A 23,784-nucleotide genomic window follows, 5' to 3' on the forward strand; every position below is an offset into this window, starting at 1 on the left:
CAAAAACGATTGCCTCTATTCCTTGCCACGCTCGTTTGGTTGGCAGCTGGAGCTGTGAATCTTTCTGTCGCGGAAGATCGGTTGGCGGCCGATCGCTTCATTCCTCAACACGCTTTTGGCAAGAACGCGCCGGGCGACCTGTCTTCGGGCTTCGCCGCGCCGTGGCAGTTGTCGCAAATTCGGCCCGCTAAATTTGCTGACGCTGTCGAACCGTCTCATTCCAATGGTTCGCAACCCAATGTCGTGATCGCCGGAACGAATCAGCGAAACAATCCACTGCGTCGGGAGCTGAGCCGAACGTACGCAGAGGATCAGCTGTTTGTTGGGTTTCGGTTTCTCTACGAGCCTGCCAAGCTTGATCAAGGAATCGACCCCGAATTCTTTGTGCTGTGGCTCGATCGCACTCAAGGAAGCGATCAGGCGGTCCATAGCATTGGGGTGCCCAACATCGGGATTCATATGGCAGATCGTGGCCCCAGTCGTGGTAAAAACGTCTTTATGGTGCGGTTCGGGGCGGGGCAAGTCGCGTGGAGTCGCACCGAGATGGAGCCCGGGAAGACCTATCGTGTGATTGCCAAGCTCTCCAAGCAGACCGCGGGAACACGCAATGGTTACAGCCAAATCCAACTGTGGGTCGACCCGCAATCCGATGATGCCGAGCAACCGATCCTTTCGTTGAGTAACCAAGATGGTATCCACCAATTCCGTTGGATCGGTTTTGCGACGGGAGGCAAGACGGAACGTGAGGACCGAATCCGTGTGGACGACGTGGTTCTATCCCGTTCGTGGCAAGACGCATTTACGTTCCTGAGTGATTCCACCGATCCCTCTTCACTTCACCACGCCATGAATCCGCCGGCGGTGACATGGGATCATCCCATCGATTTCACCACCGATATTTTTCCGATCTTACGAGATCGTTGCTTTGGCTGTCACGCGGGCGACTATCCCGATTCGGGATTTCGTTTGGATGTTCGAAACGAATTGCTTGGGTTCAGTACCGGGCATGTGTTGGCCATCCCAGGAGAAAGTCACAGCAGCCCTCTGTTGAAAGCGTTGACAACCAAGTCGGAAGCGGAGCGGATGCCTCCCGATGAAGCGCCACTTGCCGACATGGAGGTGGCGAAAATTCGAGCTTGGATTGACCAGGGGTTGAAATGGGACGATGCGCTCCTGCCGACGCCGAAGATAGAATCCGATCACTGGGCGTTTTTGCCGATCAAGCGTCCCGCGGTGCCTGTCCGTTCAACCGGTCCCGTTGACGATGAAACGACCGGTTCACGGCATCCGATCGACGTGTTCATTCACGCCCGGCAAAAAGAGATCGGTGTCCAACCCACCGCGCCGGCCGATCGTCGAACGCTCGTACGGCGTTTGTATCTCGACATGTTGGGTTTGCCTCCCACCGTTGCACAGACCGAAGCGTTTGTTAACGACACCTCTGCCGATGCTTATGAGAAATTGGTCGACGCACTGTTGTTGTCGCCTCATTATGGAGAGCGGATGGCCCGCTACTGGCTCGATCTGGCTAGGTGGGGCGAGAGCCAAGGGTACCAGCATGACATCCCCCGCCCCTTTGCGTGGCGCTATCGCGACTATGTGATCGACGCATTCAATTCTGATAAGTCATATGCCCAGTTTTTGCGAGAACAGATTGCGGGCGATGAATTGCAACCCTATACCGACGACGCACTGATCGCGACAGGCTTCCTCGCAGCGGCTCGCATCAGTGGCAATCAATTGGACAAGCTGCAGCAGCGAACCGACGTGATGATGGACATCGTCGACAACACGACCAGCGCGTTGTTAGGGCTGACGATGGAGTGTGCTCAGTGCCACAACCACAAATTCGAACCCATCATGCAACGCGACTACTATGCGTTGATGGCGTTTTTCGCGAACGGGCAATTGGGGAATTATAAGCTGCGCGATACGCCGTCCGTGCCCGCTGACGAAATTCAAAACTGGTTCACCAGCGATTCCTATCGTTTTTATCTTTCGGAAGCCAAAAAGCGGAAGGTCGTTCCCGGCGACTATCCCGTACACACGTGGGGATTCTATTCTCCGCGAACGGGTGACAAACAGGTGCAGCATCTTCCGGTGGTGAATCGGTCTCCGTTGCCCTATTCCCCCGATTTCCTCTCCGAGAAGACAACGCATGTATTGATTCGTGGGGACGTCCGCAGTCCGGGGCTGCGCGTTGAACCAGCGTGGCCTGCGGTACTGGGGGAAACGCCTTCGCAGCTTCTTCCCACACCGCGTCAGGCGTTGGCCGATTGGTTGTCCAGTGCACAGAATCCGTTGGTCGCGCGTGTCTGGGTGAATCGGCTGTGGCAGTCCCACTTTGGCCGCGGGTTGGTTGAAACGCCGAGCGACTTTGGTACGCACGGCGCGGCGCCAACGCATCCTCTGCTGTTGGATTGGTTGGCCTCGGAATTGATCGACAACGACTGGAGTACCAAACATATTCATCGCTTGATCGTTACCTCGGCAACCTATCGACAATCGGGCGTGTCGGTTGCGGCCAATCTTGAGCTTGATTTGGACAACAAGACCTTGTGGCGATGGCCTCAGCGACGGATGGAAGCCGAGGTGATTCGCGATTCCATCTTAGTTGCCACGGGCGAATTGAACCGACTGGTCGGCGGGCCAAGCGTGGCACCGCAGCGGGATGAACAGGCATTGCGACGGACGATCTATTTGTCCCAGCGTCGCAGCCAAATGCCCGACGTGATGACGATGTTTGATGCCCCCGACGGTGTTCGCAGTTGTTCGCGGCGCGAGGTGTCAACCGTCGCGTTGCAGCCATTGTATCTGCTGAACAGTCCGTTTGTGGTCAAGCGAGCTGAGCAGTTGGCAAGGATCGTTAGGGATCAAGCGGGTGACGATCCCGAAGCACAGATTCATGTCGTGTTCGAACAAACACTCGGCAGAGCTCCTATGGCGGCGGAGGTTCGACTTGCCATGGGCTTGTTGGAACGTAGTGACACGGACAGCGGGGTAGGGGGGGCTGATGGGAACGTTTCCCCCGAGCTGATTCGCCTGTGCCACTCCATGATGAACCTCAACGAATTCGTCTATATCCCCTAATTGTCAATCGACGGAACCCTTCCTAGCACTTCAACCCACCGGACCATCGTGACTCCATTCACTCAATCCCGAAGAGCGTTCTTCGAAACCGCGGGCATCGGCTTGGGATCGCTCGCTTTTAATTCTCTGCTTGGCGCCGATGCGGCGGGCAACACTTCCAGTCAACCGTTTTTGCAGCAGCCGCACTTTCCGCCAACGGTCAAGAGCGTGATCTTTTTGTTCATGTCGGGCGGACCAGGCCACATGGATACCTTTGATCCGAAGCCGGTGTTGTCGAAAATGGATGGTGAGTACGTTCCTGGCAGTATCGCCGCGACGGTCCCCAACATTCCGCGGGCGGGGGTCGGATCGAAATTGATGGCCTCGCCGTTTGGCTTTAAAAAGTATGGCGAGTCGGGAATCGAGGTGTCCGACTTGCTTCCCCACACAGCGCGTCACGTCGACGATCTGTGCGTGATACGTTCGTTGAACCACAGGATACCGGTGCATGGGCCTGGGGAAAACTTCACGTTGACCGGATCTTCGCTCGGTGAACGGCCTAGCTTGGGCGGTTGGGTCACCTATGGGTTAGGCAGCGAAGCTCAGGATTTGCCTGGATTTATTGTCCTTTCGTCCAATTCGTCGGGGCCCGCACCCCAGCGGCCTGGCTGGGGGAGCGGATTCCTGCCAGCCCGGTTCCAAGGGACTCAGTTGGACAACCAGCGGGGCGTGCCTTATTCCGAACTCCCCGATCTGTATTCGGTTTCCGATCGTCGGAATCAGCTCGATTTCATTCGCAGCATGAATCAACAACATCTCCGACGGCAAGATGAAAACACCGAACTCGAAGCGCGGATCGAATCTTACGAATTAGGTTTTCGGATGCAGTTGAACGCTCCCGAAATTCTGGACCTGTCCGGCGAAACCGAAGCGACCCAGCGGATGTACGGGATCGACCAGAAGGCCAGCAGTTTGTTCGGCAGCCATTGCCTTTTGGCACGTCGGCTCGTCGAGCAAGGTGTGCGTTTCATTCAACTGAGGAACGGCGGTTGGGACGCGCACGGATCCTTGAAAGGGAATCACATCAACCGCTGTCGGGCCACCGACATGCCTGTCGCCGGCCTGCTGCAAGACCTGAAGCAACGCAACCTGTTGGATCAAACCTTGGTTATATGGGGCGGAGAGTTTGGGCGAACACCAACCACGGAAGGGAGTCGCACCGGCGATGCACGCGGTCGCGATCATTCGCCTGCGGGGTACACGATGTGGATGGCTGGCGGCGGCATCAAGGGAGGCCAAGTGATTGGCGCGACCGACGAATTGGGGTACGTCCCCATCGATCGTCCGCTCTCCCCACACGACCTGCATGCCACGATGTTACACGGTCTCGGACTTGATCAACACAAACTGATCTATCTGCACAACAATCGCGAAGAAATTCCCACGGTCCTTGGTGGTGAGGTGATTCGTGAAGCATTTGCCACCTGAGTCTCTTTGCGCTCATGCCATCGATTCTGTTCTGTTTTGTTCTGACCCCATTTTGAAGGAATTCAAATGCGTCCCATTGTTTTCATTCCGCGGGCTCGCCGTGCTGTTGGCTTTACGTTGGTCGAATTGTTGGTCGTGATCGCGATCATTGGCATCCTGGTCGGCCTGCTGCTGCCAGCCGTTCAAGCGGCAAGAGAAGCGGCGCGGCGAATGTCCTGTCAAAACAACATGAAGAACATCGGACTCGCGTTACATAATTATCACGACACCTATCGTACGCTGCCGCCGGGCGGATTCAGCCACCGTCATGCGAATAGTTCCAGTACGAATGAGTACACGGCCTTTGGGGCCATCAGTCATAGTTATCTGGTTTCGATCTTATCTTTTGCCGAAGAGGGCAATTTGTATGACCGATTCAACACGATCCAAGGATGGCGTGGTAAGCCGAATCGTCAGGCGGTGACATCCGTCCCGAGTGTCTACCAGTGCCCGAGTTCGGCCAATGAACGCTCCGATCATGTAGACGAGACGATTCTCAACGCCGCTGGTACCCAGGCTATTGGGCAGATGTTTGCGGGGCATTATGTCGGCAACATGGGACCGATCGGCACGGGGTATACGTTGCAATGTGATGCGGACGGCAGTACCCCGGCACCGGCATGCAAGTCAAGCAATCAAGTTTCCGCGCAAGGAGTTCTTGGTGCGCAGAATTGTGTCCGTTTTGCAGCGGTGACCGACGGCACCTCCAACACGATCATGGTGGGTGAGTTGTCTGCGATGAAAATTCCCGCCGGCGCAGTCGCGCCGCGCGCGTGGTCACGTGGGTGTGCGGATCACTCGTGCGGGATGAGCAAAAACGTGAAGTATGGGATCAACGTCTTGGGGTTTGTGTCGGGAGAGTTTAATAGCATGAGTTTCAGTAGCCAGCACCCTGGTGGTGCATTGGCAGCGATCGTCGATGGCAGTGTCAAGTTTATGTCGGAGACCGTGGACATGGACTTGTATTTGGCAACCGCCAGTCGAGACGGTGGCGAGTCCCAAATTATCGGATTCTAAGAAATTTTCAGAACGTCATTCCATCGCTCACACCACGGATCCTCGATTCATGCATCATTCACTTTCGAAATCATTGTGCTGGCCAATTTGTGTTTTGTTCGCGACGCTACTGTCCGGTTGCGATCAGGGCGGCTTGCAGCGGTATCGCGTTTCTGGAGAGGTGACCATTCAGGGAGAACCGGCTCCCGGCGGATCGATCATTTTCACGCCCGATACCGCCAAAGGTAACTCGGGACCCCAGGGGAGCGCCAACATCGTTGATGGCAAATACGATACGGCATCCGGTGGGATCGGCGTTGTGGGTGGGCCGCACCGCGTTTTGGTGATTGCGACAAAAGCAGGGCTGACTGCCGATGAGGCGGAACAGGCCGCGCCGTTGGCGAACTACCAATTCGAGCTCGATCTGCCCCAGGAAACCTCGCTGCAGAATGTCGAGATTCCGGCTAGCGAGTAGGTGCTGGTTGGCGAAGTTCCGCTGCTTGTTGCTCACCTCTGCTGTTCCTCTTTCCGACAAGTGGATCGGAATCACCTCACGTCGATGATTTTCGTTTTCGTGCGTCGTAACTTTGCTCGGGGAACATCTTCGGGGAACATCTTCGGGGAACATCTTCGGGGAACATCTTCGGGGAACATCTTCGGGGAACATCTTCGGGGAACATCTTCGGGGAACATCTTCGGGGAACATCTTCGGGGAACATCTACGGGGAACATCTACGGAAGGGCAGGGCAGGGGGCTGCGGATTGGGGCTTGATGCGACCTTCTGCCCGTGCCGGAGGTGCGTCAGGGGACCATAAAGGTGTCCGCGTGGAGCGCTGGGATGGTATCGCAGCTGCCGTGATGGGAGGGTTTATTGCCCGCTTTTCACGATTTCTCTTGTGATTTATTCGATTATCGATAATATAGGAATTGTGATCTGTTGTGAGGCGAGGGGCGGATGTTTGAACGGAAGTGTATGAGCGACGTGATTCGCGATCGCATCGCGGGCCGGATTTACGACGGTTCGCTGCAGCCGGGAGAGAGGTTGCGCGAGCTGGCGATTGCGGAAGAGTTTGGCACCAGCCAGACGCCGGTTCGCGAGGCGCTGCGGGAACTCGAAGCGCTCCGCTTGGTTCATTCGGAAGCCTACAAAGGGACGCGTGTTCGCGAGATCACCGCGCGGGAGATGACCGAGGTCTATCTGGTCCGCGCGATCCTGGAACAACGCGCCGCCGAACTGGCTGGCTCGCGATTAGAGAACAACGTGGAACCGTTGGATCGAGCGGTCGATCGGATTTGTGATTCCGCGGCGGATGGGGATGTCGATGGGTACGCCCGGCACAACCTCGACTTCCACCGCCAGATCGTGGTCGCGGCCGACAACATGGTCCTGCTGCAGGCTTGGGACTCATTACGTTTCGAAGCGAAGATCCGCATCAACCTGATACGCAAGATGCCTTCGATCGTTGAACGCGCCGCCGAACACCGGCCAATCGTCGCTGCGTTGCGACGCGGTGATGGGGACGCAGCGGGGCGATTGTTGCGCGAACATTCGGAATCCTTTGCCGCCGTTTGGGCTGAAGAAGCCGCCGCACAATTAAAGACGCAACACGTGGAGTCGCAAGAGACATCGTCCTAGCCGACTTCGCCAAACCCTACCCAACCCACCGCTGGATCGCGATCGGCGATCCACAAAAAATCCCACCTGAATTTCGACCTGCCACCCTGAGATTGTTCTGTCATGTGGATCGTCCGCTTGGCGCTGATGCGCCCCTACACCTTCGTCGTCGCATCGATGTTGATCGCCATCGCCGGCGTGATCTCGATTCGTCGGATGGAGACCGACATCTTTCCGCAAGTCAATATTCCGGTCGTCGCGATCATTTGGAACTACGAGGGGATTCCGCCGGACGAAATGGAGAAGCGGATCGTCGGCAGCTTTGAACGGGTGCTCTTCTCCACCGTCAGCGATATCGAACATGTCGAGAGCCAGTCGCTCAACGGGATCAGCGTCGTCAAGGTCTTCCTGCAGGAAGGGGCCAGTATCGAAGCGGCGATTTCGCAGATCGTCGCGACTTCGCAGCAGTCGCTGAAGTCGATGCCGCCGGGAATTTTTCCGCCGCTGGTGATGCGGTATAACGCCGCCAACGTGCCGATCGTGCAGGCGTCGATCGGCAGCGATGTGCTGACCGAACAGCAGCTGTACGACTTGGCGATCAACACGATGCGCCCTGGATTGGCACCGGTCCGCGGTGCCCAGCTGACCTGGCCCTACGGCGGCAAGGTGCGTCAGATCATGATCGATATCGATCCGCAAAAACTGCACGCCTGGGGCATCTCGCCGGGAGAGATCTCCGAGGCGGTCAACGTGCAGAATCTGATCCTTCCCTCCGGATCGGTGAAGATCGGCGTTCAGGAGATGAACGTGCGGCTCAACGGCAGCACCCAGGCCGTCGAGGCGATCAGCGAACTGCCGATCAAATCGATTGGCAATCGAACGATCACGATCGGCGACGTGGCGGTGGTGCGCGATGGTTTTGCCCCGCAGCGGAACATCGTCCATGTCGATGGCAAGCGGGGCGTGTTGCAGCCGATTTTGAAGTCCAGCGGATCGACGTTGGATATCGTCCGCGGAGTTCGCGATCGGTTGCCGGCGGTGTTGAACACGTTGCCCGAAGCGATGAAGGTGACGCTGTTGGCCGATCAATCGATCTTTGTTCGCAATGCGGTGCACGGCGTGTTGGTCGAAGCGGCGATCGCCGCGGGGCTGACCGGAGCGATGATTCTGTTGTTCTTGGGGTCGTGGCGTAGCACGCTGATCATTGTGATTTCGATCCCGCTTGCGATCCTCGCCTCGATCACCGTCATGGGCGCGCTGGGCCATTCGCTCAACGTGATGACCTTGGGCGGGCTGGCCTTGGCCGTTGGTATTCTGGTCGACGACGCAACGGTGGAGATCGAAAACATCCATCGCAATCTGCATCAGAGGAAAGCGCTCACGCGGTCGATCCTCGATGGGGCACAACAGATTGCGATGCCTGCGCTGGTTTCGACACTCTGCATCTGCATTGTTTTCCTCCCCGTCTGGTTTATCACCGGAACCGCCCGCGCACTGTTTGTGCCGATGGCGATGGCGGTGGTCTTTGCGATGCTGGCTAGTTATCTGTTGAGCCGGACGTTGGTCCCGACGATGACCCGCTATCTGTTGGCTGCGGAAGTCGACCGCTATGTGACGGCCGATGCTTCGGAAGCTGGAGCCGGGCTGTTCATGCGACTTCATCACGTCTTTAATCGCGCTTTTGAGTGGATGCGGGGGATCTATGGCAGTGGCTTGTCGTGGCTGTTGGCGCACCGGATCGCCGTGACAGTGCTGTTCCTCGGTTTTTCGCTCGGGTCCTTTGCGCTGCTGCCAATGATCGGGCAGGATTTCTTTCCCTCGGTCGATTCGGGGCAGATGCGGTTGCATGTGCGGGCCCCCGCGGGGACGCGCGTCGAAGAGACCGAACGCCACTTTGCCCGCGTGGTCGATACGGTTCGCGAAGTCATCCCGGCCGAAGAGATCGAATCGATCATCGACAACATGGGGATTCCGAACAGCGGAATCAATCTGGCGCTCAGCGATGGCACGTTGATGTCGTCGGCCGACGGTGAGATTCTGATCACGCTGGGGCCGGGGCATGCGCCGACCGACGTCTACAAAAAGAATTTGCGTGGCGAGTTGATGCGCCGCTTTCCTGAATTGATCTTCTTCTACAAACCGCCAGATATCATCACCCAGGTCCTGAACTTTGGACTCTCGGCCCCCGTCGATATCCAACTGGTGGGACCGCGAAGGAATCTGGCAGCCAATTATGAAATCGCCAAACAGATTCGCGACCAGCTGCAAGAGATCCCGGGTGCGGCCGATGTGCGGATCCACCAGGTGCCCTACGCGCCGGAGTTGCAGATCGAAACCGATCGGACCCTTTTGAGTCAGTTGGGGATTTCGCAGCGTGAACTGGCCAACGATGTGTTGGTTTCGCTCAGCTCCAGCAAACAAGCGGCTCCCAACTACTGGCTGGATCCGAAGAAGGGGATTCAGTATCCGTTGGTCGTGCAATCGCCACAGCGCCAGGTGACTTCGGTTGCCGCGATTTCGGCGACTCCGATCACATCGCGCGAAGGTGCCAATGCGTCCCAGTTGTTGGGCAACCTGGCTCAGGTGACACGCCGCGTCGGGCCCTCCAACGTGACCCACTACAACGTGGCGCCGAGCCTGGATGTGCTTGCCAATGTCGAGGGGACCGATCTGGGGAGCGTCGCGGCGGAGGTCGATCGCGTGCTGGCCGGATTCCAGGATCAATTACCACGGGGGACGACGCTGAAGGTCCGCGGCCAAGTCGACAGCATGCGTTCGTCCTTCACTGCACTCTCCTACGGCGTGCTGTTTGCAATCGTGTTGGTCTATCTATTGATGGTCGTCAACTTTCAATCGTGGACCGACCCGTTGATCGTCTTGATGGCGTTGCCGGGAGCGTTGTGCGGCATCATTTGGATGCTGTTTGTCACGCAGACGACGATCAGCGTGCCGTCGTTGATGGGGACGATCATGTGCGTTGGGGTTGCTACCGCCAACTCCATTCTGGTCGTTACGTTTGCTAACGATCAACGGCGACTCGGCAAGAACGCGCACGATGCCGCTTGGGCGGCCGGCGTGACGCGGATTCGCCCCGTCCTGATGACGGCCGGAGCGATGATTCTAGGCATGTTGCCGATGGCGTTGGGGATTGGCGAAGGTGCCGAACAGAACGCTCCGTTGGGACGCGCGGTGATCGGGGGACTGATGATGGCAACCGTTGCCACGCTGGTCTTCGTGCCCGTTATGTACAGCTTGATTCGCGTCAAACCACCGCGAGCTATCGAAGATCTGGATCGAATCGAGGAATTTGGGAAAGCATGAACGAACACACATTAACAATCGACGCCGATACGATCGACGACATCGGCGATCCCGCTCCGGTGCCCAGCGTGCCGGCGTGGAAGTTGGCTTTCTTGATCGTTGCGCTAACCGGAATAATCGTCGCCGCCTTTTTTATCGGCTGGTTGCCCAAGACGCATCGCCAGCAAGCGCTAGTCGAGACGGTCCAGCGTCAGAAAGAGATGCTGCCGATCGTGGAGATCGTTTTGCCCAAGCCGGCCTTGGAGACGGTCGAAGTCACTTTCCCCGGCGAGATCGAAGCGCTCGAAGAGACGGTGATCTATGCGCGAACCAGCGGCTACTTGAAGCGGTGGCACGTCGACATCGGTGACACCGTCCAACAGGGGCAACTGTTGGCCGAAATCGATACGCCCGAGGTCGATCAGCAGTTGCAGCAGGCTTTGGCAAATGTCGAGCAACTCAAAGCGCGTCGCCAAGTGGCTGAGACCAAGTTGGGGCTAACGCGTTACACGCTGACCCGGTTGGATGAATTGTTGCAGTCGCAGGCTGCCTCACGCCAGGAGTACGATGAGAGTCAAGCGGAGTTTGCGGTGGCCGAACACCAGGTGAAAGTGGCGGACGCCGACATCGCCGCCGGAATGGCTGAATTGCAACGGATCAAGGAATTGCAGTCGTTTGCGAAAGTCTACGCGCCGTTCGCCGGGACGATCACCGAGCGTTCGATCGATCTTGGTCAGCTGGTGACCGCCGGCAGCGGGCAGGCTCAATCCCTGTTTCGTTTGGTCTCAACCGACCGCGTCCGGGGCGTCGTGCACGTTCCTCAGATCTATGCATTTAACATCGAGCCCGGCGAACAGGCTCAGCTGTTAGTGCGTGAAATGGCGGACAGGACCTTCGTCGGCCAAGTTGCCCGCACCGCGCGATCGCTCGACTTGCAAACCCGCACGATGCGAATCGAAATCGAATTTGACAACTCCGACGGCCAACTGCTCCCAGGAGCGTACGTGCAGGTCCGCCTGCCGGTGCGTCGTCCCAATCCACCGATGTTGATTCCCGCATCGGCGTTGATCTTTAACGCCAGCGGTTCGCAGATCGCAACGGTCAACGCCGAGAACTTGGTGGAGCTGCGTGCGGTCGACGTCGATGCCGACTACGGAAACGTGTTGGGAATCGCCACCGGGATCGAATCGACCGACCGCATTGTCGTTAATCCAGGCGAACGCTTGGTCGACGGCATGTCGGTCGCCATCGCCGAACCCGACGCCGCGGGTTGAATGAAGCAACTCCGAAGTCCCAGCAACTGACGCTCAGACCGAAACAAAACCGCGGAAGCACCGGCCGCATAAAGCCTGCGGCGCATGCCGCAGAAAAGGTTGGGCGAGGACGCCGCGCGAGCCCCGTGCAGCGGTGAGGGCCGAAGGTCCGGCGATTTGCATATAGCTCTGGTCAAACGGTGCGAGCCTAGCGAGCGGAGTGCCGGCTGATACCTCCTCTTGAAACACTGTTTAACCTGTCGACGAATACGTCCGAGTTGAAACGTGTTGCTTTGGCGAGTTAGAATTAGCTCGCGAATGAATCAATAGGAGTCGTCTCCACATCAACGGGCGACAACTCGCCGCCACCGGCATGCGTGATTTGAAACCCACTAGGAATCATCCGATGATCTTTGAGTACCGGTGTCTTGCTTGTTGGTCCTTGATTTTGGTGAGTTGCATCGGTGCAGATGGAATTGTATCTGCTGAAGAAGCAAACCCCAACGCAAGAGCGGCAGGCAGTCGCGTGTCGTGGCAGGCACAAGTTGTCGAGAACGCGCGGATCATGTCGCGAGTGAAATGGAGTCCCGTCGCCAGCGGAATGCCGAAGCGAGGAGGGTATTTCGAAAAAGGAGTCGAATACACCGGTGTTCCCTATTCGAGTGTCAAATCTGTGGGGCGATATGTCGGATACGACATTTTCCTCAAGACATTTTTGGCGGCAGTCGAGAATCCCCGTAGCGTGCTCTACACCGAAAATTTGCGTGGTAAGGTGAGCAACGCAGAGTGCTACTATGGGAAGGTCTGTTCTTCTTATACCAGCTATGCTTTGCAGTGCGGCATCTGGTATGTGAGCCGGTTGCATGGCCCGCCGCATCGCAACGGAGTTCGGGTGGTGGATTCGCCGTCGGCTCAAACCGCGGAAGTGGGCGACGTCATTTACACGCCGCCGGCGACAGCAGGTGGTGGTTCACACGTAGAGCTCATAACAGGATTCACCAGGGACGCCGATGGTAAAGTAACTCACGTCCGTGTCGAGGATAGCTGGCCCCAAACGACTCGGAATAACAACCGCAGCGTCAAAAACTTCAATTCGCATGTTCGCGCTAGAGGGCGACAATTGTTGCGGATTACCGATTTAGACGCTTGGCGCGAAGGCAATCGAGCGGAATCCTTTCTGTTTCCAAACTACCGCGAAGATTCCGCATCGCCAGAGATCAACCGCGTCTTGCTTCTCGACCTTGGGGATTGGGTCCCTTACCACAAAGGGCAGGACGTTAAGTTCAACATCATGGACAGGGATGATCAGGGCGTGAAAGCTCTTGTTGTTAAACGGGGAGACACTGTCGTTGAAACAATCAACCGGCCCGGCAAGGGGGTCATCGAACGCTCTTTTTCAACTTGTGGCGACTACACTGCGCACTGCGTGCTGGACGACGATTCGCTCAGCCAGGTGTGCGAATTCGCTGTTTGTGATCTTGATTTCACTATGCCCGTCGATGCGATAGCCCTAGGGGAAACATGGGAGATCGATATCGACTCCGAAAACATGGACGTCATCATTGTGTACTTTAAGAGCGACGCAAACAGCTACGAAGAACACAACGTGTTTGTTTCCGATCAAGAACGGCAAGCGGGGAAAGTTGTCATTCCCGCAGATATGCTTCAAAGCAAAGGGAAGCTGCAAGTGTGGCTGATAGGCGAGAACCGATATGGAAGGTTGAAGAAACGAAGAGATGTGGTGGTTGAATGATATGAGATGGTGGTCCGCGTGGATCACGTGTGTTCCAGGGACGTTGATGTCTCGATTCATTTGCCTGCCGAGCCTTTTTTAATACGAGTCGAAGCGTCCGGTGAGCAACGCCGGGAATTGCCACGAACCAGATGACGCTGCGGATCGAGGGAGGTTGATTGGCAACAGGAGAGCGATTCGTGCCTGCGCCGGAAGTTGATTTGAATGTTGGTTTCCATTCGCCTTCGGTCATGTGTCAAGTCCATGCCATCGGTGGATGGATGATGAATCGCATACTCGTTTTGTCGAATCGAAAGGTACTGGAATGAAGACGTTTCTTCAGATCATGTTGTGTCTAATCGTGGCCACTGGATTGAGCTACGGCGCACAGTCGCTCGACGACGTTGGCACTTCACCAGAACGAAGCGACAACGCGACAGCATTCGATGCAGCCCTCAGTGCGCAACCAAAGCTGTTGCGAATTTCGGGGCGTTTTGACGGCAGTGGGCGAATCCGGTTCACTCGCCGTGTCGTGCGTTACGAACACAAAAGCTGGCAGCCCCCGAGTCGTGTTCTCTTCGACGGTGAACCTTGGACGAAATTGGATCGAACACCGGCACCGTGGCGTGATTTCGGAACTCGTTTGGATCTGTCCAAGGCATGGATCGCCAAGCGAAAAGGTCGCGACGTGATCGCACTGGAACATACGCCCGACGGTTTCGATCTGTACATCTGCGACTCGCCAAACGGTTCGGGCGATTACAGCGTGACGCTTGCTATTCCGCGACGAAAATGATTTTCGGCGGTGTAAAGCGAACCCAATCCGGCGCGCTAAAGGAGCCGTTGTTTTTGACCAGCGCTATGGAGGCGACGTGACGCTGTGTCGGAAGCAAAGGGGGACACGGGGCCTAGCTCACTCTGTGGCAAGGAATGCGTTCTTCGCCGGCGGTTAGCGTGGGGCTGCGATCCTTTGCGGCTTGCTATCACTGGTGCGTTCGATTAGCCTTCTCGATTCTCTCCGGTTGCACTTTGATGATGCCGTCGATCGGCGATTCGCTTGTGCGGAATTGAGATCGCATCGCCCAGAAACTGCAGTTCTCCCGAACAAACGCAGTCACACCACGGATTAGATCATGCGTAAACGCATTCCCTTTTTTGCCGCTTTATTTGGTTGCCTGTTGGCGAACATGGTGGCTGCGGATGAAACCATCGTTGCAAGTTTGGCGGTCGAGCCGAACACTTGCTATCGCTTGCAGTTCGACGCGGAGGTCGATGGCGAATCTGCGACTTGGTTACTCGACTCGATCGATGAACAGGGGGATGTCCCGCACGCGGGCAGTCACCACGATGCGTGGCAACAGATCACGCCCGAGCAAAGCCACTACGTTCATGTGTTTCGCACGGTACCGAATGCCACAACGGTCAATCTTGCGGTTCGCGGCGAAGGGAAACTGCCTCAAGTCAGCGACGTGCAACTGCAGGCGGTGACGTTGGATGGATTGTTTGTGAACGGAGATTTCAGCGAAGGGGCCGGAAACTATTCCGGTTGGTCGGAAACACTCAACACGCGTTTTGTCGAAGTCGACGGCAAGACAGCCTTAAAGATCGAGCACAACGGTTATGCGTTGACCGATCGCATTCCGGTGGTTGGCGGAGCGGACTATCGCTTTGACGCGGGGTCGGCGATGCCAAACTACGTCTTGGCTTACGATTCCGACATGCATCTTCTAACGCCGGCTCCCTACAACCGCCACCGCGAACTGAAGACTCCCGAACGGGCGGCGTATCTTCGGTTGTTGTATCAGACCAGCTTTGACCACATCCCTGCTTACCGAACAAAGACGATCACGGGTGTGGGGCTGCGGCCAGTTGATGCCGACGCTGTCGCGGACGAGACGGATCTTCCGCTGTACCCTGGCGAAGTTGTGCTCGACAGCCGAGCCGATCCACGCGAGCTTCGGGCGGCTCACGAGCTGTGTCATTGGATCCGGGAGATTACCGGCAAACGGCTGGTCCTGCTCGCGCAGCCCTCCCAACGCGACAACACCAAGTTTTTGCTTGGGGCCAAGTGGGCACAGGAATATCAAAACGACATCGACTATCTGGCGGGATCCGATGGATATGCCATCCGCCGCAGCGGAAACAGGATCCATGTATTTGGAAGCCACCCACGCGGGACGTTGTTTGGCGTTCATGCGCTGCTAGAGAAAAACACCGACATCATCTGGCCGCGGCCGCATCCGGATTTCGTCGCGGTATATTCACATGTACCCGAAATCGAATTCTCGCAGACTGATCTAATCTCCCGACCCGCGTTTAAGGTGCGTCAGATTTCCTTTCCCGGTGGCGATCGGAATCCCGTGATCAGCCACGACTGGATCGGCCGCAACGGCGGCAACTCGCCGATGAAATTAGGGAAAGGGTTCCAGTATCTGAATTGGTTGTCGGGAGCGACGATCGGCGCAGGAGGCGGCTACATTTGGAGTTTCATGGGGCTGAAGCAAGAGGACGAAACGCTATACCCGCTGGTCAATGGCAACCGCCTGCGCAACATGTGGCGTCAGCCCTGTTACACGCACAGTGACGTTCCCAAAGTCATGGCCGACGCCGCCCGCGAAATGCTGGAAAGTGTGCCGGGACGTAAGCTTGAGTTTCTTATCTCGCGAGTGGGAGACAACTGGGAGGTCTGTAGTTGCCCCGATTGCATGCAGCCGATTCCGCTGGCCGACGGCAGTGAATTGGCTCCCAAAGCGACAAGCAGTATCAAAGATCCGCTTTTCTTTTCGACTCGCAATTACATGATGCTGAATCGGATGGCGGAAGAGTTGGTCAAGGATTATCCCGGCCTGGAGCTGCATACGCACGCCTACATTTTTGCCGCCGAGCCGCCCAAGGTGAAACTGCATCCGGCTATCGTGCCTCACTTCGCTGCATACCCGACGAAAAACGAACGCTATCCCATCTTGGAACAGCCCTCCGAACCGGGCGCTGTTTGGGGCAGGCGGATGCGACAGTGGAGCGAAGAGCAAGATGTCCGGTTTGGATTTTTTGGCTACTACTACGCTGCAGGTTTCAACGCACTGGCCGACACAGCCGGTCCCGACTACGAGGCGCTAGCCGAGATGGGCGGCATCCATGCACATTGCGAAGGATTTGCTGTCGATTCGACCGACACGAGCAGCTGGGATGTCGACGGTTGCGAGAAATGGGCGATCGCAAAACTGCAATGGGATCCGACTTTGGATCCGGCGGCGCTGCGGGATGAATACATCACTCGCACCTACCGCGAAGCGTCCGAACCGATGCGGCAGTTCTACCAGATCATCAACGATTCATGGCACGATTCCAGCAATCCCACGACGGTGAATTGTCACACGCCGGCTGCGGAATTGTTCCAGAAGTTCATCGTCGATCCTGGAGTTGAGAAGCGTGCGCGGGCCGCGTTGTTAGAAGCTCGATCGATTGCAACCGATTCAAAAACTCAAAAGTTGGTCGAGCGAGTTCTCGAAAAGTTTGACCACTACGCTGCCGGACTCAATCGCCTGCCGGTTCCGTTGGTTCCCGAATCGACCGAGCAATGGAGCCAATACGATTCGCCACACTGGTACAAGGCTCATGAGATCAGCGGATTCAAGCGAATCGCTAATGCAGAGCCACTCGCTGAGGATACGCCGACGCAGTACCCAACAACGGTTGCGATGATGCGGGACAAGGATCATCTGTATTTCAAAATCGATGCTTTTGCGAATGACGATCCGGTGACGGTTGCCTCGCAGTCGTCGGATGCTTTCCCGCAGGGGGATCGCGTCGAAATTGTACTTCGGTCCGGTGCCGACACCTACTATTTGGCAGTCGGTGAGGATCGCGGAACTTATTTGCTGAAAAACTGGAACACGGCGGAGTCGGCCTGGAATAACAAGGTTCGTGCACAGCACGATCGAGGAGAAGGGCGTTGGTCGGTGCTGCTGGCGGTTCCACTGAAAGATATCGGCGCGGATCGAGACAACATCGATATCGATGGCAAGTTCAGCAGGGTCGTCCATCCTCAGAGTGCCAAACGGGAGGAAAGCACTTACGACGGTCGCGGCATCTTCACCGAGCACAAACTGTTACGCAGTCCGTTTCAGTTTGATTAGCTGTTCCCAGTCGACCGCTGATTCCTGCGTCATGCGATCGGTTTGTTATTCGTCTCGCGGGCCGTTCTGTCTCGCTGTTGTGCAGACGCCTTCATCTTGAAATTACACCTGAAATTCGCTCCCATGAAAACGATCCTACAACTCGCCGGACTCTGTTTATTGTCGGGAGCCGCAACGGCGCACGCACAAACTCTGCTGAGCATTCCCTTTGACAGCGACGACGATCTCCAGCACTTCGTCGCCCCGGTCGATGAGCTGGTGGTAGAGCCCGTGTTTGATAACCAACGCTGTCTCGTCATCGGCGGTGATGTTGACGCTCGCGCGTTGAAGCCGATCGGCGTGCAACGGTTACAAAAATACAAGCTCATAATTCGAGCTGCCGTCGACGATTCTGACACCGTCGAAACCAACGACCGGTTGCCCGAGATCCTTGCCAAGAATGGCGGCAAGAGTTTTGCTGCCTGCCAATTGACGTTCTTCGACAACGATGGTGAAGAGACGTCGTTTCTGTTGTATGGAAGAATTCGGATGCGGACCGATCACATCTCGATCATCTCGGGGCAACTGCACGAGTTCGTCTCTGTCTTTTATGCACCACCTGAGGCTGAAACGCTGCAATTGAAACTGTTGCCGCGGGGACGGAAGGTCTGGATCGATGAGATCGTTCTGGAGCGAGAGACGTCGGAGGGGACGGTAAATGGGAACCCCGATTTTCGATATGGCAAGTTCAATCTCAGCGGATGGGATCCAGGTTCGGAGGGGCGGCTGTACGTTCGGTCCGATGGGGCAACCGTGTTGAAATGTGGAACGAGCGGCGGAAGTTCATTTTTCGCAGTGGACGATCAGGCCAGGTATTCTTTTCATTGCAAGGGGAAAGGCTACTCCAAAACCGCTGGGAAAGTCACCGTTTCGTTTTACGATTTGACGGGTAAAGACCTGGGATATACGCACTTGTTTTGGGACAGAGACATGGAGGAAGGAACTACCAAAACTGGCATCAAGCCACCGCCTGGAGCAAAGTTGGCGATGCTGAAATCTTCTCGCTTGATCCTCGAAAAGGTGATGGTAACTCAAGACACGCCGGCGACGGATTAGTGTTTCTGCGATAGGTCGCGGCTGGTTGGCACTGCAGGCTATGCAAGCTTCAGATTTTGAAATACGGAAGCCTCGACTCCCGCGCGGCGTGTTGTCTCATTCCTCCCAGAGGTCGTCGGTGTAGCCTTCGGGGAAGGGGTTGTAGTTCTCTTGCTGCAGCTTGCGTTTGCTGAGATCCTCCGGTTTCGTTGGAGGCTGCTTCTTTTGGCTCCGCGGCGGCGCTGGCTTCTTGGGTGGCTTGGGCTGCGGTTTTTGTTTGGTTGCTTTTTTAGCTGGCTTTGCTTTGGGCTGGGGCAGGGCAGGGGGGCGTGGTTCGGGAATTGGCGAAGGTTCTGCGGCGAGCGAGCTGAGTTCGTCTTGGATCGCGTCGGCATTAAACCGATCCAACCAGCGGGCCAATTGTTCGTCGGTCAGCGGGCTGTCGGGCTTGTGCGATTTGCCTCGCTTGGCCTGTCGATTGCCACGGCCTTGTTTGTTTTTCTTCGCACCGGTAGTGACTTGGCCGGCGAGCAGTCGTTCGTACCAGATGTCGGCGTCGACCGATTTCCCGCCGCGTCGATCGATCGCTTTTTGAAGCCGATGGTCCGACGAGACAACTGTCAATTGCTTGGGGTGCGAACTCTTCGCGATCAGGTCTTCGATCAAGTCGTCCGCTTCGGGGTGGTCGACGGCATAGAAGATTTGGATTCCGCTGGAGTCGACTTGGTGGGCGTCGATCCGTTTTCCCGAGTGACGGTCGAAGACGATCGTCGTTTGGGGAAGGTCTTGCGGTTCCAAGTAGGCAGCGATCGTATCGATCAATCGCTGCCGCGCCCGTTCCAACCATGCTGCTCCCCGACCGGTCCCCATCAGGTCGGATTGGTGCAGCAGGTTGTATCCGTCGATTAACAGACGCATGGGAATCGTCCATAGCGTTGGGGACGTGGGCGGCCTTCAGCGGCCGTCCGTATCGATCACGCTTCGGAGGCGTTTTCGGTCTCCGCCGCGATCCGATTGACGGCGTTGAGCATCGCCAGGATCGTCGCTTCGACCGTGTCGGTGCTGACGCCGATCCCGCGATAGGTCTTGCCGTTATATTCGATCTCCAGCGTCGTTTCGCCTTGCGCGTCGCGACCCAGCGTGGCGCTGTGGACTTGAAAATCCTTGCAGACCACTTTCATGCCGGTGATCTGTTCAACCGCCCAAAATGCGGCGTCGATCGGTCCGTCTCCTTGGTTGACTTCGGCCGAGTGTTCTTCGTCGCCGCGGCGGAGCGTCAGCTTCACGGTCGGCGTGCTGGTCCGCGAGTTGCGAACTTCGTAATCGACAAGCGACCATTCGGCTTGGTTGTTGCCGGAGATCTGTTGTTGAATCAACGCAGTGATATCGCCGTCGTAGATCTCTTTTTTCTTGTCAGCCAGATCTTTGAAGCGTTCGAAGACGGCTTGTAATTGTTCGCCGGTCAACTGGAAACCCAACTGGCGTGCGCGATCGGCAAGCGCCGCTCGACCGCTGTGCTTGCCCAACACGAGGTCGGTCTTGGCAAATCCGACATCTTCGGGGCGGATGATCTCGTAGGTGGTTGGTTCTTTTAACATCCCGTCTTGGTGGATCCCCGATTCGTGCGCGAAGGCGTTGCGGCCGACGATCGCTTTGTTGCGTTGGACCGACATTCCGGTGGTGCTGCTGACCAATCGGCTTGCCGGAACCAGGCGCTGAGTGTTGATCCGAGTGTCGACTTTGTAGAAGTCCGATCGGGTGCGGAGCGCCATCACGACTTCTTCCAACGAACAGTTGCCGGCTCGTTCGCCAATCCCGTTGATCGTGCATTCGACTTGGCCGGCACCCGCTTGAACTCCCGCCAAGCTGTTGGCGACCGCCATCCCCAAGTCGTCGTGGCAGTGGACGCTGATGACGGCTTTGTCGATGTTGGGCACGCGGTCGATCAACATTTTGATCCGCGCGTGGAATTCAGTCGGAGTGGTGTAGCCGACGGTGTCGGGGATGTTGATCGTTGTCGCTCCAGCGGTGATCGCTGCTTCGACGACGCGGCACAAGAAATCGGGTTCGGTACGGGCTGCATCTTCGGGCGAAAATTCGACGTCGTCGCAGACATTGGCGGCACGCGTGACGCCCGCGATCGCCCGTTCGACGATCTCGTCGGTTGTCATCTTCAATTTGAACTGGCGATGGATCGCGCTAGTCGCCAAGAAGACGTGGATCCGCGGCTGTGGAGCGCCTTTGAGTGCTTCCCAGGCGCGGTCGATGTCCTTTTCGGCACAGCGAGCCAGGCCGCAGATCGTGGCGCCGCGAACGGTTTGCGCGATCTCGCGGACGGCTTCGAAGTCGCCAGGCGACGCGATCGGAAAACCGGCTTCGATCACATCGACGCCCAATTCGACAAGCATCTGAGCGACTTCCAGTTTCTCGTTCAGATTCATGCTCGCGCCGGGCGATTGTTCGCCGTCGCGAAGCGTCGTGTCGAAGATCTTGATGTGGCGTGTTTCGGTCGATTCGTTATCGTTGACTGGCATGGAAAAGGTCCTGGAAATGCTGAGTCGGATTCGTCCAATAAAAAAACCCCGCGGCTCATCGACGAGCCACGGGGTTTGGTGATTTGTTACGTTCGCGGTTTTGCGAATCCAATCGTTCCCCTAGCACTCGCCCTTGGCAGCGCGTCGCAAGTATAGCGATAGGAGGTGCAGTTGGATGGTCATTGGGAAGACGTCGCAAATAAGGTGGAACGGGAGGCCGCTTCGATTATTGACTAGGCAAGCCCTGCGGTCAAGACAGCAGCAGGGCAGGGCGGGTTCGCGCTCTGAAGAATTAATACAACACGCATTACCACGCGGACGTCGCGGCTCCCCCAGCCATCGCTCCGCGGTCCACCTCGTTCTGCGGATCGTCTCGCTGGCTGTGGGAACGATGGCAGAATGCTTGCTGGCAGAATGAGAAAAGCGGGGGGAGCGAGAGTTGTTCTTCGCGGAAGCTGCAGCGCAAATAGACTTCGCCTCGTGCGATTGGTTATTCTGCCCCTATCATCCTGCCGAAGTTTTGTTCCGCCCCGTCATCGTGTGTCGACACTAAATACGACAGGGGGACGCAACCGTCTCGTTCAGCGGAGCACCTGCTGGGCAGAGGATGATTAGCAGGTGCATTTGCAAGAGTCGTTATCTCACCGGTCAGTCCAGTAGTCGGGAGACCGCGATCCGTGGGCAACAGCGACCACCACAATGTCGGCTCCCTCAATTCGGAAGATAATCCGAAACGGGAAGCGTCGCAGCAAAAAGTAGCGATGGCGAGAGTCGCACTTTGGAAACCGCTCGGGAGCATCCGCGATCTGCGATAACGCCCGATCGAATTCCGCATCGAAATCGTTTGCCGTTTCAATGCTTCGCTCGGCGTACCATTTCAGGGACTCCGTGTAGTCGTCCTCTGCCGCCGAACAGATCGTGACGTTAGCCATCCAGGCCAGCCTTGCGTCGAGCGCGCTGGCGCACTTCAGCCCATGGTGTGCTGGTCATTTCACCCGCGTCGCAAGCGTCGCTGCGTCGATTGGCCTCGGTGATCCATTGGGAATCGGGGGGCACCCAGTCAAGTGGAGAAACGCTGTCCCAAAGGTTTGCGATCAATTGGGCGCGATCCGATGCAGGCAACGACTGCGCGGCGGTCAAGATTTCGTTCATGTTGGTCATAAACGGAATTATACCCAGTTCGTCGACGAAACGACAGAAAATGCGACAGGTTGCACATCCAGCTCGTTCAGCGGTTCGACTCATTCGCAGAACAAAGATTGCGAGTGGCGAGTCTCTTCGTCACGGTTGATTCAAAGTCGATAGACTTCGCCTCGTGCCACAAATCATTCTGCCAAAATCTCCTCGTCCTGCGACGCGGCACAATGAATGTGAATACGCGTCGTCCTCGCGACTGGAGATTGGGGCAGGGGAGGGCGGTTTGAAAGCGGCTGGGTGTGGGCGAGCGGTTGGCGCGAACAGTCGCGAGTAGCCGAGGGCCTTTGGCGGCCGAGAGCATCTCTTCAGAGGTGCTGGGCAACATTTTATGGGTGTCCCCTTCTTCCTTTTCTTCCTACTTACACGGATGGCGAATGGATCGAGGATGCTGACGACGATCGGAACAGTGTTCCGTACGAAAACCTCGTTCCGGTGATCGGCGAGACGGTTTGTTTTACCGGTGGGATCGAAACGCGGCACCTGCACCCCGGTACGATTAAGCAGGTCGCATTGTATTTTTTCGTTTAACCGCGAGCCCATCGGGCCGCGCGGCCCTGAAAAACGCGGGGCGATGCCCGCGCGGTTAAACTAGAAAACTCTTTGCTTGCTGCTTAGCGGCGTAGAGCATCTGGTCCGCAAGATGCGCCAAGCGTTTTTGGATTTAGAACAGCGTCTGTCGGATAACCCGATTGACGCATTTGCCATCATCAAGCCGAAAGTGGAAGCGGATGCGGGTGGCTCGTTGAATGTGATTTGGCCGGAGATAGACGATGAATGAGTCCGAGAGTTTAAACGCTATTAGGTTCGGGAGGATGCCAAGGTTGCTTCTTGGAGTCGTCGCAGTTCTTATGCTTTTGGTCGTGGTTTTGTCATCTGTTGTTGTAGCGGGTCAGCGAAAGATCAGCGCTCAATCGCAAAAAATTATCAAATTGGAAGCGGCTCGCGACGGGTGTTCACATGCACTAGGGGAGGTGATGCGTTCGGAACATTGCTTGTTTGCGATCCTGGGCGGGACCGATGCGGAGTTAATCAAAGGCTTGGAGGCGACGGTCCGGGTTGTTGAGAATAGAGACGTGTTGCGAGTATTGGAGCAATATCGCAGGGATATCGGGCGGGAGTCGGAAACGTTTGATGGTACAGAGCCGACTTATCCTGAATTGGTTGCTTCGTTGCGTGAACAGTTGCAGCAGAGTGAAGGGAAATGCCTGCAGCTTGAGCAGGAATTGGAAGAAGGTCGAAATGAACTGTCGGAATAGAAGAGGTTGCGGAGCAGGCGCCGTTCGCACAAGAATCGTGGTTCTCGCAACCTTCGTTTCTTTGCTCTTCGGTGTCGGTTGCGATCATTCCGAT

The 23,784-nt window shown here is 56.7% G+C and carries 17 protein-coding genes; 13 read left to right on the plus strand and 4 right to left on the minus strand.

What is annotated here, in order from left to right; genetic code table 11:
- Window positions 1-54 precede the first annotated feature (54 nt).
- From Poly24_RS01915 to Poly24_RS01965, 11 genes are all read left to right on the plus strand, one after another.
- Window positions 55-3,090, plus strand: coding sequence for a PSD1 and planctomycete cytochrome C domain-containing protein (locus tag Poly24_RS01915; RefSeq protein WP_231753413.1), 3,036 nt, complete (start codon window positions 55-57; stop codon window positions 3,088-3,090).
- A 48-nt stretch (window positions 3,091-3,138) separates the two neighbouring features.
- Entirely contained in the window at window positions 3,139-4,557 is a 1,419-nt protein-coding gene (locus Poly24_RS01920; RefSeq protein ID WP_315852230.1) for a DUF1501 domain-containing protein, read from the plus strand.
- Window positions 4,558-4,692: 135 nt separating this feature from the next.
- Window positions 4,693-5,613: a DUF1559 domain-containing protein gene (locus tag Poly24_RS01925; protein ID WP_231753414.1), complete on the plus strand. Its 921-nt coding sequence runs from the start codon at window positions 4,693-4,695 to the stop codon at window positions 5,611-5,613.
- 49 nt (window positions 5,614-5,662) lie between these two features.
- Window positions 5,663-6,067, plus strand: coding sequence for a hypothetical protein (locus Poly24_RS01930; protein ID WP_145089694.1), 405 nt, complete (start codon window positions 5,663-5,665; stop codon window positions 6,065-6,067).
- Between the two features lie 499 nt (window positions 6,068-6,566).
- The gene (locus Poly24_RS01935; RefSeq protein WP_197452250.1) at window positions 6,567-7,229 is read left to right on the plus strand and encodes a GntR family transcriptional regulator; all 663 of its coding nucleotides are present in this window, start codon (window positions 6,567-6,569) and stop codon (window positions 7,227-7,229) included.
- Between the two features lie 102 nt (window positions 7,230-7,331).
- On the plus strand, window positions 7,332-10,529 hold the full coding sequence (locus Poly24_RS01940; RefSeq protein WP_145089701.1) for an efflux RND transporter permease subunit: 3,198 nt from the start codon (window positions 7,332-7,334) through the stop codon (window positions 10,527-10,529).
- A complete protein-coding gene (locus tag Poly24_RS01945) occupies window positions 10,526-11,782 on the plus strand; it encodes an efflux RND transporter periplasmic adaptor subunit (RefSeq protein WP_145089705.1) in 1,257 nt (418 codons plus the stop codon). Before Poly24_RS01940 ends, Poly24_RS01945 begins: the two co-directional genes overlap by 4 nt.
- Window positions 11,783-12,167: 385 nt before the next feature.
- Window positions 12,168-13,514 carry a hypothetical protein gene (locus Poly24_RS01950; protein WP_231753415.1) on the plus strand — a complete coding sequence of 449 codons (1,347 nt, stop codon included), beginning with the start codon at window positions 12,168-12,170 and terminating at the stop codon, window positions 13,512-13,514.
- Window positions 13,515-13,818: 304 nt separating this feature from the next.
- Entirely contained in the window at window positions 13,819-14,289 is a 471-nt protein-coding gene (locus Poly24_RS01955) for a hypothetical protein (protein WP_145089708.1), read from the plus strand.
- 337 nt (window positions 14,290-14,626) lie between these two features.
- Window positions 14,627-17,629 (plus strand): DUF4838 domain-containing protein, encoded by a 3,003-nt coding sequence (locus Poly24_RS01960; RefSeq protein WP_145089711.1) that lies wholly within the window; start codon window positions 14,627-14,629, stop codon window positions 17,627-17,629.
- A 123-nt stretch (window positions 17,630-17,752) separates the two neighbouring features.
- A complete protein-coding gene (locus Poly24_RS01965) occupies window positions 17,753-18,724 on the plus strand; it encodes a hypothetical protein (protein WP_145089714.1) in 972 nt (323 codons plus the stop codon).
- 96 nt (window positions 18,725-18,820) lie between these two features.
- Here Poly24_RS01965 and Poly24_RS01970 read toward each other — a convergent pair whose 3' ends face one another.
- From Poly24_RS01970 to Poly24_RS01985, 4 genes are all read right to left on the minus strand, one after another.
- Window positions 18,821-19,621: an NYN domain-containing protein gene (locus tag Poly24_RS01970; RefSeq protein ID WP_145089717.1), complete on the minus strand. Its 801-nt coding sequence runs from the start codon at window positions 19,619-19,621 to the stop codon at window positions 18,821-18,823.
- 56 nt (window positions 19,622-19,677) lie between these two features.
- The gene (locus Poly24_RS01975; protein ID WP_145089720.1) at window positions 19,678-21,237 is read right to left on the minus strand and encodes a 2-isopropylmalate synthase; all 1,560 of its coding nucleotides are present in this window, start codon (window positions 21,235-21,237) and stop codon (window positions 19,678-19,680) included.
- A 641-nt stretch (window positions 21,238-21,878) separates the two neighbouring features.
- Window positions 21,879-22,169 (minus strand): type II toxin-antitoxin system RelE/ParE family toxin, encoded by a 291-nt coding sequence (locus Poly24_RS01980; RefSeq protein ID WP_145089723.1) that lies wholly within the window; start codon window positions 22,167-22,169, stop codon window positions 21,879-21,881.
- Window positions 22,162-22,389, minus strand: a complete 228-nt coding sequence (locus tag Poly24_RS01985) for an addiction module protein (RefSeq protein WP_197452251.1) — start codon at window positions 22,387-22,389, stop codon at window positions 22,162-22,164. The genes Poly24_RS01980 and Poly24_RS01985 overlap by 8 nt, the downstream gene beginning before the upstream one ends.
- Window positions 22,390-23,038: 649 nt before the next feature.
- Between Poly24_RS01985 and Poly24_RS26815 the strand changes: the two genes are divergently transcribed.
- Window positions 23,039-23,212 carry a hypothetical protein gene (locus Poly24_RS26815; protein WP_197452252.1) on the plus strand — a complete coding sequence of 58 codons (174 nt, stop codon included), beginning with the start codon at window positions 23,039-23,041 and terminating at the stop codon, window positions 23,210-23,212.
- Complete coding sequence (locus tag Poly24_RS26820) at window positions 23,205-23,690, plus strand: hypothetical protein (RefSeq protein ID WP_197452253.1); 486 nt, start codon at window positions 23,205-23,207, stop codon at window positions 23,688-23,690. The genes Poly24_RS26815 and Poly24_RS26820 overlap by 8 nt, the downstream gene beginning before the upstream one ends.
- Window positions 23,691-23,784: the final 94 nt, after the last annotated feature.

Source organism: Rosistilla carotiformis (assembly GCF_007753095.1).
In the GTDB taxonomy this organism is placed as follows: Bacteria; Planctomycetota; Planctomycetia; order Pirellulales; family Pirellulaceae; genus Rosistilla; species Rosistilla carotiformis.